At 73.9% G+C, this 12,492-nt stretch carries 9 protein-coding genes; 2 read left to right on the forward strand and 7 right to left on the reverse strand.

Annotated features, from left to right (window positions below):
- Window positions 1-96: 96 nt before the first annotated feature.
- Entirely contained in the window at window positions 97-1,053 is a 957-nt protein-coding gene (locus ACWCRA_RS19280; RefSeq protein WP_351545943.1) for a hypothetical protein, read from the reverse strand.
- Between the two features lie 375 nt (window positions 1,054-1,428).
- Between ACWCRA_RS19280 and ACWCRA_RS19285 the strand changes: the two genes are divergently transcribed.
- On the forward strand, window positions 1,429-1,866 hold the full coding sequence (locus ACWCRA_RS19285; RefSeq protein ID WP_351545940.1) for a DUF6299 family protein: 438 nt from the start codon (window positions 1,429-1,431) through the stop codon (window positions 1,864-1,866).
- 30 nt (window positions 1,867-1,896) lie between these two features.
- Here the strand turns inward: ACWCRA_RS19285 and ACWCRA_RS19290 are convergent, their stop codons facing one another.
- Window positions 1,897-4,530, reverse strand: coding sequence for a SpoIIE family protein phosphatase (locus ACWCRA_RS19290; protein WP_451068133.1), 2,634 nt, complete (start codon window positions 4,528-4,530; stop codon window positions 1,897-1,899).
- Between the two features lie 71 nt (window positions 4,531-4,601).
- On the reverse strand, window positions 4,602-5,069 hold the full coding sequence (locus ACWCRA_RS19295) for a nuclear transport factor 2 family protein (RefSeq protein ID WP_451068134.1): 468 nt from the start codon (window positions 5,067-5,069) through the stop codon (window positions 4,602-4,604).
- A 238-nt stretch (window positions 5,070-5,307) separates the two neighbouring features.
- Here ACWCRA_RS19295 and ACWCRA_RS19300 point away from each other — a divergent pair, with 238 nt between their 5' ends.
- Complete coding sequence (locus ACWCRA_RS19300) at window positions 5,308-6,231, forward strand: MurR/RpiR family transcriptional regulator (protein ID WP_451068135.1); 924 nt, start codon at window positions 5,308-5,310, stop codon at window positions 6,229-6,231.
- A gap of 464 nt (window positions 6,232-6,695) precedes the next feature.
- Here the strand turns inward: ACWCRA_RS19300 and ACWCRA_RS19305 are convergent, their stop codons facing one another.
- The 4 genes from ACWCRA_RS19305 to ACWCRA_RS19320 all read right to left on the reverse strand — a co-directional run bounded on the left by ACWCRA_RS19305 (window position 6,696) and on the right by ACWCRA_RS19320 (window position 12,316).
- On the reverse strand, window positions 6,696-7,454 hold the full coding sequence (locus tag ACWCRA_RS19305; RefSeq protein WP_351545928.1) for a Clp protease N-terminal domain-containing protein: 759 nt from the start codon (window positions 7,452-7,454) through the stop codon (window positions 6,696-6,698).
- Window positions 7,455-8,164: 710 nt separating this feature from the next.
- Window positions 8,165-8,926, reverse strand: coding sequence for a hypothetical protein (locus ACWCRA_RS19310; protein WP_351545926.1), 762 nt, complete (start codon window positions 8,924-8,926; stop codon window positions 8,165-8,167).
- Window positions 8,923-10,818, reverse strand: coding sequence for an alpha-amylase family glycosyl hydrolase (locus ACWCRA_RS19315; RefSeq protein ID WP_351545923.1), 1,896 nt, complete (start codon window positions 10,816-10,818; stop codon window positions 8,923-8,925). The genes ACWCRA_RS19310 and ACWCRA_RS19315 overlap by 4 nt, the downstream gene beginning before the upstream one ends.
- Before the next feature lie 208 nt (window positions 10,819-11,026).
- The gene (locus tag ACWCRA_RS19320) at window positions 11,027-12,316 is read right to left on the reverse strand and encodes an ABC transporter substrate-binding protein (protein WP_351545920.1); all 1,290 of its coding nucleotides are present in this window, start codon (window positions 12,314-12,316) and stop codon (window positions 11,027-11,029) included.
- Window positions 12,317-12,492 lie beyond the last annotated feature (176 nt).

The raw sequence follows: 12,492 nt of genomic DNA on the forward strand, positions 1-12,492 counted from the left end.
ACCCTCGTGGCGACGTTTCCGCTGGGCGGGGAGAGTGGTTCTCTCGGACACGGCAGCGTCCTTTCCATTCCTTGTCGGCCGGACCTCCGGCGGGGCTCAGTGGGAACTGGGTACGGGGAGCCCGCAAGCGCGTCTCGCCTTGGTCAGTTGTTCGTCGGGGGCTCCGAAAACGCTCCAGGGCATTCGTGCGGCATAGGGACCCATGGCCATCAGGACTTCCCTCGCCTCCAATTCGCGCCGGCCCATGTAGAGCGCGTGTGCCAGATAGGAGAGGTCGAGGACCGGGGTGAACCGGTAGCTCGCGAGCAGGGGGAACCAGTGGGTGTAGCTGCCGGTGGCGGTCGCCACCCACTGGGGGCGGCGCCAGGCGCGGTAGCCGAGCAGGGAGGCGGGGTCGTACTCCTCGGCGAGGGCGACCAGCGGCAGCAGCCGCAGCGCCGAGGTGACCGGCGCCCGGTGGCTGAGAAAGGTGGCGACGTCCCAGCGCGCGCTGGCGGTGCCGCCGTACCGGGTGAAGAAGAAGGCGAGGAAGCGGTGGTGGGCCTCCCGGTTCCAGGGATCGAGGCCGATGATGCGGGAGAAGACCCGCCAGGGCCCCGGGGGCGCGGTCAGCATGCCGCGCGGGGCGGGGTCGAGGGGGCGGCGGATGCGGGCGAGGGCGAGGTGGGCCACCCAGGGCGTCGGGTCCTCGGGGAACATCCGGGCCGCCCGCTCGCAGGCGGCCCTGGCGATGTCCACCAGGGCGTCGGTGTGCGGGTCGCGGGCGTCGGCGGAGCGCAGCGCGCGCAGCATCGCCACCCGCGCCCACAGCAGCGCCGACTCGGGCCCCGGCTCCTCGCCGAGCCAGCGCTCGGCGAGATCGGAGTCCGCGGCCTCGGAGGCCAGCACCAGGGACCGGTGGGCGCGGACGTCGAAATCGCCACGGGCGTCACGCAGCACTTCCTGCGCACTGAAGTACCGGCCGGCTTTGACGTCGATACACGCACGCGCCAGTCGGTGGTCGTCAGCCGCCGGATGCCAGACGTACTGCCCGTCGAACGAACCAGCAGGCACGATCCCCTCCCCCGTTCCCCCGGATGACACGACACCATCCGCGGGCATTCACGCCAGGCCGAATCAGGCCGGATCTCCCCGTCGGTCACCGGCAGCGGGACCACACCCTACTCACGATCAAGTGAGAGCGAAAACACTCGTCCGAGTAACCTCCGCGGGGTTTTTCGGGCATCCTGCGGGGAAGTCACCGGGAGCTGGCATATGCCACCATCGTGTGCGCCTCGGGGATTCCGGGGCTTCTTCAGTAACGAATGAATTACCTGGTTGAAACCTGCACTATCCTATCGGCCAGTTGACCGACAATCAGAATAGAAGCCGTGTCACCCGTTCGCATGGACATGCGAAACCTCTGCCCCATGCGCTCGTTGGGGGAGCATGATCAACGCACGACGCACCACGCTCCTTTCCACCGTCTGCATCGCGGCCGCCCTCATCACCGGCCTCACCCCCGGGTCCGCCGGCGCGCAATTCGCCCCGGACACCATCACGATCACCCCCCAGGGGCGGATCGCCCAGGACGGCACCCTCACCCTCAGCGGCACCTACCGGTGCTCATCGCTGCGCTCGGGCCCGGTCCTCATCGGCTCCAACGCCGTCCAGGGCAGCGCCCGCGCGGAGATCGACGGCGCGCTGGCGACCTGCGACGACCGGACCCACACCTGGCGGGAGACCACCGACCCGAGCGGTGCCTTCACCCCCGGCAGCGCGCGGGGCGAGGCCGTCCTCATCGAACTGGACTCCTCCAACGGCTTCGTCCCGCTTCCCGTGATCCTCAACACCGCCCGCTCGGAGATCACCCTGAGCAGGGGCTGAGCGGGCTCGCACCGCTGCCGGCCGCCCGGCTCACTCCCAGCGGGCGGCAAGCAGCAGCGCGATGTCGTCCGGCCGGTCCGTCGCCTGGACGGCCTCGCGGATCAGCCGGTCGGCCGTCTCCGCGAGCGGCGAGGCGCCGCACCGCGCGAGGGTGGACCGCAGCCGCTCGACCCCGATGTCGATATCGGTGCCCGGCTCCTCCACCAGCCCGTCGGTGTAGAGGGCGAGCACCGCTCCGGGGTCCAGGGTCAGTTCGGTGACGGGGTACGAGGCCGAGGCGTCCACCCCCAGCACCACACCGCCCGCCAGCTCCAGCACCTCGGTACGGCCCTCCGGACGGTGCAGCAGGGGCTGGGGATGCCCGGCCCGCACCGCCTGGGTGCGGCCCGTGGCCGGGTCGACGACCACATAGCAGCAGCTGGCGAACTGGCCGGGGTCCAGGTCGATCAGCAGCCGGTTGGTGCCGCTCATCACCTCCTGCGGATCGTGGCCGCTGAGCGCGAAGGCGCGCACCGCGCTGCGCAACTGGCCCATGGTGGCGGCGGCCGGCACACCGTGGCCCTGGACGTCGCCGATGACCAGGGCCAGGCTGCCGCCGGTCTCGACGACGTCGTACCAGTCGCCGCCGACGTCCATGCCCTGGGTGCCGGGGAGATAGCGGCCGACGGTGGTGGCGTTGCGCAGCACCGGCAGCCGGTGCGGCAGCAGGGCGTCCTGGAGACCTCGGGCGAGCGCCGCCTCGCTGTCGTAGCGCCGGGCCCGCTCCAGGGCCTGGGCGATCAGTCCGGCGAGCGCGGTGAGGACCGTGCGCTCCTCGTGGCTGAAGCCGCGCGGCTGGTCGAAGCCGAGGATGCAGGAGCCGACCGGCCGGCCGGAGGCGATCAGCGGCAGAAAGGCGCGGGCCCCCACATGGGCGTCCAGCGGGATGCCCGGGTAGGCGGCGGCCAGATGCTCCATGGACTCGAAGAACAGCGGACGGCCGGAGGTCAGGGTCTCGACCCCGGGCAGCCGGGCCTCCAGCCCCACGCCCTCGAAGCGGCGCAGGAAGCCCTGCGGGAATCCGGTCTCCCAGGCGAGGAAGAGATGCCTCTCGTGCAGCAGGTAGATCGCCAGCTGTCCGCCGCCGAAGGCGGGCAGCAGCTCATCGGTGACCACGGCGGACACCTGACGGGCGGTCACGGCCTCGGTGAGCGCGATGGCGAGGGCGACCGGGCGGTAGAGCACCGAGGTGCGGTCCGCCGGGGTGCCGAGACCGGCGGCGAGCCCGGGGCCCTCGGCGCTCCCGGTCCCCGTCCCCGTCCCCGTCCCCGGCAGCCGTGTCCCGGCACCGCTCCCGGAGCCGGCTCCGGCGCCGCCCGGGGGCTCGTCCGAGGGGACGAGGAGGACGGTCACCCCGTCGTGGCCGGGGTACAGCTCGAAGGAGAGCCAGTCGTCCGGCCGGCGGCGGGCGGCGAAGCGGACCGGGGCGTGCGAGATCAGGGCGGCCCGGAAGTGCTCCTCGTAGAAGGGCCGGCCGAGCCAGGGCAGCGCCTCCCAGAGCACCCGGCCCGCCAGCTCCGGCCGGCCCAGGCCGAGCACCGTCTCGGCGCCCCGGTTGAGATGGACGATCCGGCCGAGCCGGTCGAGGGAGAGAAAGCCGCGCGGGACGCGGTCGGTGGCGTCGGAGACCACCGGTCCCGCCCCGAGGTCCAGCACGAACCCGGCGAGCCGGCCGCGCGCCGCCGCGCCCGGCGGGCCGGGGTCCCCGCCGCTCCCGGGGCCCGCGCCGAGGCCCCTGGTGCCACCGGCGGCCCCCGTCGCGCCTCCGCCGCTGTCGCCGTCGCACGTCAGCTCGACCAGGTAGGGGCGGCCGTCGGGGCCGCGCAGCCGAATCCGGCGGGAGGCCGGGGGCCCCGCGGCGGCGGTCTGCTGGGCCAGTGACCACAGTCCGAGGACGTCCTCCCGGGCCAGCCCCTCGGTCAGCGCCCCGACCGTCCCGGGAAACTCCGCCGGGGCGGTGCCGAGGATGGCGCACATCCCGTCGTCGGCGCTGACCTCGCCGCTGCCGAGGTCCCAGGTGAACCGGCCCCTGGCCACCGGGGGCGTGATGACGGCCGGGAGTTGCACGGAGAGCGGCTCGCCGTCCCACTCCACGGGTGTCCCCGACGCGCCGAGCGCGCCGAGCGCGGCCCCGAGCCGGTGGGCCGCGCTGTCCAGCCGCCGGCGGTCGGCGCTCTCGACCGGCCGCCCCGGGGTGGCCCGGCGCAGCACCACGAGCACCCCCAGCCTCTCCCGCCCGCCGCTGACCGGCGCGTACAGCGAACCGAACGGGAAGGGCAGCCCGGCCATGAGCTGCGGGAAGCGGCGCATGGCCTCCTCGGCGTCCGCGAGATGGATGGCGCGGCCCAGCCGGAAGGCCTCGGCGATCGGGAAGGGGCGGTTCGCGTGCATCCGCCACCAGGGCCGGAACAGGGTGGGCGGCAGCCCGGCGAGCACGGCCAGCCGGAGCAGGCCCCCGGTCCGCGAACGCAGATAGACCCCGCCCGCGTAACCGCCGACCGCCTCGATCGCGCTCACGGTCGCGTGCGCCAGTACGCGTTCCCGCTCGCCCGGTGCCCGGCCGCCGCTCCTCGGTGTCCCGCTGGTCACACAGACAGCATGCTCCCCGGCCGCCGGTGCCCGCATCTCCGTGGCGGCGGCCCGGACGGGACCGTACGGGACCGGGGACCGGGTGGGCCCCGGGCGGGACCGGGCGGTCAGAAACCGAGGCCGGCCAGACCCGGGTGGTCGTCGGGGCGGCGGCCGAGCGGCCAGCGGCAGCGGCGGTCGGACTCCTCGATGGGGGTGTCGTTGATGCTGGCGTGGCGGGTGCGCATCAGCCCGTCGCCGTCGAACTCCCAGTTCTCGTTGCCGTACGAGCGGTACCAGACGCCCGAGCCGTCGTGCCACTCGTAGGCGAAGCGCACGGCGATGCGGTCGCCGCCGTGCGCCCAGACCTCCTTGATCAGCCGGTACTCCAGCTCGCGCGCCCACTTGCGGGTGAGGAAGGCGACGATCTGGTCCCGTCCGTTGATCCACTCGGCGCGATTGCGCCAGCGCGCGTCCTCCGTGTACGCGAGGGCGACCCGCTCGGGGTCGCGGCTGTTCCAGCCGTCCTCGGCGAGCCGGACCTTCTCGGCGGCCGAGGCGCGGGTGAACGGCGGGACGGGGGGCCTCACGGGCATGGTGTCTCCCTGGAGCAACCAGGACATAACAACTGGTCTCGGTGGCGGCAGCGTAGGGAGGACGGTGATCGTCCCGCAAGTCCGGCCCGCCGGGTCCGGGCGCCGTCCGGCACCGCGAGGCGCTGTCCGGCGCTGTCCGGCATGCGGGACGGCCGGCGGATACGGGTGCGACCGGGCGCTCTCCACGGGGGCCGCTGGGCTATGTTGAGCGGCAGCGGGACGAGAAGGAGTGACACCGGTGCCATCAGATCAGCAGGCACGCGCCCAGGCGTCTGCGATCACGCCGGGCGGACCGTCGCCCGACGCGGAGGCCGCCCCCACCGACAGGGTCCTCGCCCTCTTCGGGGACCACCGGCTCTCGCCGGCGCAGCGGCGGATCGCGCAGTACATCACCGATCACCTCACCGAGGCCGCCTTTCTGTCGATCACCGATCTCGCCGAGCGGGTGGGTGTCAGCCAGCCGTCGGTGACCCGCTTCGCCGCCTCCGTGGGCTTCAGCGGCTATCCGGCGCTCCGCGAGGCGCTCCAGCCGATCGCGCTCTCCGCCCTGGCCCCCACGCCGGGCGCGGGTGACGCGGCCCGCCGCAATGAACTCCAGGCGGCGATCGACACCGAGATCGAGAATCTGGAGAGCCTGCGCCGGGTGCTCGCCGACACCGGGCGGGTGCTCGACATCGGCGGCGAACTGGCCCGATCGGTACCGCTGACCGTGCTGGGGCTGCGGATCTCCGGCTCGCTCGCGGAGTACTTCGCCTACGCGGCGCGCCGGATTCACCCCGATGTGCGGACGGTGACCCGGGGCGGCAGCGTCGCCTATGACGCGCTGGTCCAGTCGCGGGAGGCCGGGGGGAGCTGGGTGCTGGCCTTCGCGATGCCCCGGCACGCCAAGGAGACCCTGGCGGCGCTGCGGGCCGCCCGCGCCACCGGGCTGAAGGTCGCCCTGATCACCGATCAGATGCTCGGCCCGCTGCTGGGCGAGGCGGACGCGGTGCTGACCGCCGCCACCGGGTCGCGGCTGGTCTTCGACTCCTACGCGGCGCCCGGGGTGCTGTCGGCGGCGCTGCTCCAGGCCATGGCGGACGCCGATCCGCAGCGGACGCAGACGCGGCTGGAAGGGTATGAACACGCCGCCGAGCAGCACGACTTCTTCCTCGACGACTGAGTCCGCCCCACCCCGTCAGGGGCGGGGCGGCGGTGCCCGTGGCCGTGACCGGCCGCCGCGCCACGGTGCATGAAATTTTTCATACCCTTGCTTACTCAACGGTATATATATTTACTGCTCTGGTACCGGCGGGGTTCATCGGACCCGGGCCGGGCCATGCCTCCGAGGAAAGCCGGCAGCGCGCGACCATGCACCTCTTCTTCCGCCCCGCCTTACACGGCAGCCGCCGCGCCGAGCGGCCGGGGCCCGTACCGCCGCCGAGCGGTACCGGGACCGGCGCGGCCACCGCGCCCGGCACGCCCGCACGGGCCCGATAGACCGGAGCCCGGGGAAGGACGCTTCTCCTCCTCGCGTCCCCCTCCGCGGTGCTCCGCCCCGGGCAGTTCCGACCCCTGACGGGCTGCCCACTCGGCGGCCTCGGCCAACCCCTGGGCCGAGGCCGCCATGATCCTCCTCCCGGGCCGTCAGCCCAGGTCCGCGACCTCGCCCCGCGCATGGGCCGCGGCGATCGCGGCCAGCGCCTCCGCGACGTACGACTCGACGGCCGCCCGGTCCACACCGGCTCCGGAGAGCACCCCCGCACCGCCCTCCTGCTCCAGCAGGGCGAGCAGGATGTGCTCGGTGCCGATGTAGTTGTGCCCGAGCCGCAGGGCATGACGGTAGGTCAGCTCCAGCGCCTTGCGGGCCCCGGCGTCGTACGGGGTCAGATCCGGCACCTCGTCGACGGCGGGCGGGAGCGCGCCGGTCGCGGCCTGCCGGACGGAGTCCAGCGGGATGCCCTGCGCGAGGATCGCCCGGGAGCCCATCGCGGCGGGATCGGCGAGCAGTCCGAGCGTGAGGTGGACGGGGGTGATCCGGTCGTTGCGCGCGGCGTGGGCCTCGTTCTGCGCGGCGGCGATCACGTTCTTGGCGCGGGGGGTGAAGCGGCTGAAGCCCTGGCTGGGGTCGAGATCCTGGGCCTCCGCGCCGTCCTTGGAGACAAAGCGCTTCTGGGCGGCCTGCCGGGTCACTCCCATGCTGGCGCCGATCTCGGTCCAGGAGGCGCCCGAGCGCCGCGCCTGGTCCACGAAGTGGCCGATCAGATGGTCGGCGACCTCGCCGAGGTGGTCGGCGGCGACCACCGCTTCGGAGAGTTGGTCGAGGGCGCCGGTGTGGTGCTTTCTGATGGCGTCGATCAGATCGTCGAGACGGACGGTTCGGTTCATCTGCACGGGCTTCTCCATGCGTCAACCTTAGGTTGACACCTGGGTCTCGTCAACCTTGGGTTGACGGGCCATGGGTGTGCGGCCTCTCCGCACGGTGCGGGCCCGCGTCGGGGGCCGGCCCCCGAGCCCCCGCGCCTCAAACGCCGGCGGGGCTGGGGGTGCTGTCTCCCTGCCGGGGGGCTGGGGTTGTGTTGCCTTCCCGGCAGGGGGGTGCGCTGCCCACCCGACAAGGGAGGCTGAGGTGTGCTGCCCATCCGCCAGGGGGTGCGCCACCCACCCGGCAAAGGGGGCTGAGGTGCACCGCCCCCTGCTGAGGGGCTGAGGTGTGCCGCCCAACCGACAGGGGGTACGCCACCCACCCGACAAAGGAGGTGTGCCGCCCAACCGACAGCGGGTACACCACCCACCCGGCAAAGGAGGCTGAGATGCACCGCCCCCTGCTGAGGGGCTGGGGTGTGCTGCCTCCCTCCGAAGAAGTCGTCCCGTCCTCCGCACCCTCGGCCGACACCGGCGGAGGCTAGGAGTGTGCTGCCACCTGCCCGGCACCCGGCACCCGGCACGCTGCGGCGTTGCCTTCGGGAGGCGGGGGCAGGTGTGGCGGCCACCCCGGGCGGGGGTGGGGTGGCCGCCTCCGGTGAGGATCGCCCGTCTTGGGCGTCTCCGCAGACATCGGCAGGGACGGGGCGAGGGGGCCCGCGGCGGCGGGGATCGCCGGGCCCGGCACGGGATCACCCCGCCCGTTGCGGCGCGCCCGTCGCGTACAGGGTGAAGGTGTCGGCGCCCCAGCGGACCGTGCGGCGGCAGACCAGGCCGTGTTGGGCCAGATGCGGTCCGAGCCGCTGAATCCGGGCCCGCAGCGCGGGCAGGGTCATCGGCCGGGTCGCCTCGCCCAGCAGATAGCGCACGTCATGGCAGCAGAGCGGACCCTGCGCGCCCAGCAGGATCTCCAGCAGCAGGGACTGGCTCCGGTGCGAGGGCTTCAGCGGCTCCGGCGCGGTCGTCGTCGGGTCCGGCTCCGTGCCGGTGGCGCGGCCGAGCCAGCGGAGGTCGGCGGTGATCCGGGCGGTGAGCGCCGAGGCCGTCGTCTCCCGGTTCAGTACGTTGAGAGCGCCCGCGGCGAGCAGCGGCTCCGGGTCGACGCGATGGCCCAGCGCGACGGCCACGGGCCCGAGCAGCCGTAAGGACCGCACGCGCTGGACGAGTTCGGCGAGGGGTTCGGGAGTGGGGCTGTCGAGCACGGCCAGGACTCCCCCGGCCCGCCGCAGGTACTCGTAACCGAGCTGATCGCCCCAGGGGCGCACCACGAGCCGGAGCGGGCAGGCCCGGCGCAGCCTGACCGCCCACTCCAGGCTGGCGGGCACCGCGAGCGAGACGACGACCACCCGGGGGGCTCCGTCCCGCGAGCGGGCGGAGCGGCGCCGGGCCGGGGCCGCCGCACTCCGGGCGGAGGAGGGAGAGACGGCCGGAGCGAGGTCCGGGGACGCTCTCATGACGCTGGTCCGCATGGTCCGTTTCCCGGGAGTGGCTCCGGCCCGGCGGGCGGGAGACCGCGGTGGGCCGGTCCGGCGGCGGCCTCCGGGGGCCGGGGCGGCCCGGGGACGAAGGGCTCGGCCGGGAGGGCGCCCGGCCCGGGGCCGCCGGCGGCCCACCAGGCCGCCGTGTTGCCGGCGAGCCGGCCGGGCGGGCAGGGGCCGCTGGTGAGCAGCGGGGTGTCCGTGACCGGTGCCGGTACGGACCGGTCGCCGAAGTTGACCGCGCAGACCAGGCCGTCCGCGCGGGCGAAGGCGAGGACCTGGGGCGGCGTTTCGAGCCAGCGCGGGCCGCCACCGGCCGCACCGCGCCCCGGGACCGCTCGCCCGTCGGCCGCCGGGCCCTCGAACCGCGCCGGCGGGTCCGGCCGGCGGAAACGGCGGCGCAGTTCGAGGGCCCGGCGGTAGAGGTGCCAGAAGGACCCCGGGTCGCCCAGGGCGCGGTCGGTGGTGTGCTCGGCGAACCAGCCGGGCTGCGGCAGCCAGGGCGGCGCGGTGCTGTCGGGGCCGGTGAAGCCGAACGGCGAGGCGTGTCCCGACCAGGGCAGCGGGACCCGGCAGCCGTCCCGGACATAGCGGCGGCTGCCGGTCCTGCGGAAGATGGGGTCGGTCAGGGCCTCGTCCGGCAGTTCGACCTCGGGCAGGCCGAGTTCCTCGCCCTGGTAGACATAGGCGGCTCCGGGCAGGGCCAGCATCAGCAGCGCGGCGGCGCGGGCCCGGGCCGCGCCCGTGGCGCCGTCGCCACCGGCGTACCGGGTGACGGTCCGCACCTGGTCGTGGTTGTTGAGGACCCAGGTCACGGTGGAGCCGGTGCCGGCGATGTCCCGCAGCGCCTCGGCGATCACCCGGCGGAAGGCGCCCGCGTCCCAGCGGGCGCCGAGCAGATGCAGGAAGAACGCCTGGTGCAGTTCGTCGGGGCGGACATACGCGGCCTGGTCGGCGGCGGTCGGTACGGAGACCTCACCGACGAGCAGCCGGTCCCGGCCGTCGCAGGCGGTGTACGACTCGCAGACGGCGCGCCAGTGCCGCCAGACCCCGTGCACCTCGGGCTGGTTCCAGGCCAGCGGGTTGACGGAGTCGCGGGAGCGCTCGTCGGCGGCCGGGTCCTCGGAGTCGGGCAGGTCGGGGTGGTGGAAGAGGCCCGTCGCCACATCGACGCGGAAGCCGTCGACGCCCCGGTCCAGCCAGAAGCGGAGCACGCCGTCGAAGTAGGCGCCGACGCGCGGGTCGCGCCAGTTGAGGTCCGGCTGCTCCGGGCTGAAGAGGTGCATGTACCACTGCCCGGGGCTGCCGTCCGCCTCCCGGACCCGGGTCCAGGCGGGCCCGCCGAACATGGAGTGCCAGTTGTTCGGCGGCAGGGCGCCGTCCGGTCCCCGGCCGTCGGCGAAGTGGAAGAGGGAGCGGGCGGCGCTGCCCGGCGCGGCGGCGAGGGCGGCGCGGAACCAGTCGTGCTCGCTGGAGCAGTGGTTGGGGACGATGTCGATGAGGACCTTCAGGCCCAGCCGGCGGGCGTCGGCGATCAGGCGTCCGAACTCGGCCAGATCGCCGTAGACCGGGTCGACCGCGCGGTGGTCCGCCACGTCGTAGCCGTGGTCGTGCTGGGGCGAGGGGTAGAAGGGCGTCAGCCAGATGCCGTCGACGCCGAGCTTGCGGACATAGGGCAGTCCGGCCCGTACACCGGCGAGGTCGCCGATGCCGTCGCCCGTGCTGTCGAGGAAGCTGCGGACATAGATCTGGTAGATCACCGCGTCACGCCACCAGGCGCGGGCGCCGGTGCCCGGGGCGGGCGGGGGTCCGGCGGTCCGGAGGCCGCCGCGCGGGCCGGTGTGATCAGCCCTCCGGGTCAGGAACATCCGTCACCCTCCTTCACGAGCGGCCGTAGTTTCATGTTATGTAGTGGCGAGCGAGCAGCGTCAAGCCATTCGTCCGAAATCGCGCCGAAAAACAGGGAGTTGACGCGCCAGTGAGCACAGAGGGACTCCGGGGAAAGCCATGGCGACCGGGTACCCGGAGACCCGGCCCCTACTCAACACGCGAGTAGGTCCGCCGAAATGAGCCGGATCAGCCGCCCGCCACGATCTCGCGCAGTTCGCGCTCCAGCCGGGCCAGCGCCTCGGCGGGGGTGATCCGTCCGGCGAGCGCGCTGTGGGTGATGGCCGCGACCGCCAGATTCAGCTGCTCGTACTCCATGTGCTTGGTCCTCACCCGCGCGGTCCGCACGCTCTGCGCCAGGGCCGGCAGATAGGGGAAGCGGCGGACCAGCGCGGGGTCCGCGTAGAGCGAGGCCCAGACGGGCGGCAGCGCGCCCTCGGTGAGGACGGTGCGCTGCACGGGTTCACCGAGGAGGTAGGCCATGAGTTCGGCCGCGGACACGGGGTGTTCGGTACGGGAGTTCACCGCGAGATTGGAACCGCCGAGGACCCCGGTGCCGGGCCCTTCCGGGCCCGGCAGGGGCACGGCGGCGACCCTGCCCGCGATCGCCGAGCCCGGTTCCGAGGCCATGACATGCACATAGGGCCAGTTGCGCAGGAAGAGGAGCCTGCCCTCCTGGAAGGCCCGGCGGGAGTTCTCCTCCTTGTAGGTCAGGGCCTCGCGGGGTATCCACCCCTCCTTGACACCCCGGGTGAGGAAGGTGAGCCCGGCCAGCGCCTCGGGCGAGTTGACCGTCACGCGCCGGCCGTCCGCGTCGAGGAGGGAGCCCCCGGCGGACTGGATCGCCTCCGTCACATTGACGGTGAGCCCCTCGTAGGGCAGGAGCTGCCCCGCGTATCCGTCCATCCGGTACTCGCGGGAGAGCCGGGAGGCGGCGCGGGCCAGCTCGTCCCAGGTGCGGGGAGGCTCGATGCCCTCGCGGGCCAGGATGTCCTTGCGGTAGAAGAGCAGTCCGGCGTTGGTCACATAGGGGACGGCGTAGAGCCTGCCGTCGTAGGTGGCGGTCTCGATGACGGAGGGGAGCAGTTCGCCCAGGGGCAGCCCCCGGGGGTCGACGGGCGCGATCCAGCCGCGCCCGGCGAACTCGGCGGTCCAGGCCACATCGATGTTGAGGACGTCGAAGCGGCTGCTGCCGGCCCGCAGGCTCTCCTGCATCTGGGCGTGCACCTCGTCGGCGGCCTCCGGCAGTTCGACCAGGGTCACCCGCTCCCCGGGGTGGGTGCGGTTCCAGCCGTCGAGCACCTTGCGGAGGTAGCCGGTGAGATCCCGGCCGGTCGCCAGGGTCAGCGGGCCGCGTCCGTCGCCCGAGGTCCCGGAGGTGCCCGGGCGGGGCACCGGGCCCGAGCCGGCCGCCAGCAGCACGGCGGACGCGAGCAGGATGCGGCCCGCGGTCAGGGCCGCCGTGCGTGTCCCGCGCATCACTCGCCGCCCTCTCCCGGCCGGCGGGGGCGGACGGGCCACCTGTCCCCCTTCCGGCACATCATATGTACTCCGTACCAGGCATCATGGATGCCCGCGGGCCGGTCCTGCTCCCGGAACCCGGGATTCCCCGCCCCGAAGTGCCGAGTCGCCGGAGACTCGGCAGCCCACTCGTC

Source organism: Streptomyces sp. NPDC001889, from assembly GCF_053594535.1.

Coding starts and splice junctions, on each gene's coding strand:
- ACWCRA_RS19285 (WP_351545940.1), top strand. CDS start 1,429: ATGATCAACGCACGACGCACCACGCTCCTTTCCACCGTCTGCATCGCG.
- ACWCRA_RS19310 (WP_351545926.1), bottom strand. CDS start 8,926: ATGAGAGCGTCCCCGGACCTCGCTCCGGCCGTCTCTCCCTCCTCCGCC.
- ACWCRA_RS19295 (WP_451068134.1), bottom strand. CDS start 5,069: ATGCCCGTGAGGCCCCCCGTCCCGCCGTTCACCCGCGCCTCGGCCGCC.
- ACWCRA_RS19320 (WP_351545920.1), bottom strand. CDS start 12,316: ATGCGCGGGACACGCACGGCGGCCCTGACCGCGGGCCGCATCCTGCTC.
- ACWCRA_RS19290 (WP_451068133.1), bottom strand. CDS start 4,530: ATGCGGGCACCGGCGGCCGGGGAGCATGCTGTCTGTGTGACCAGCGGG.
- ACWCRA_RS19315 (WP_351545923.1), bottom strand. CDS start 10,818: ATGTTCCTGACCCGGAGGGCTGATCACACCGGCCCGCGCGGCGGCCTC.
- ACWCRA_RS19305 (WP_351545928.1), bottom strand. CDS start 7,454: ATGGAGAAGCCCGTGCAGATGAACCGAACCGTCCGTCTCGACGATCTG.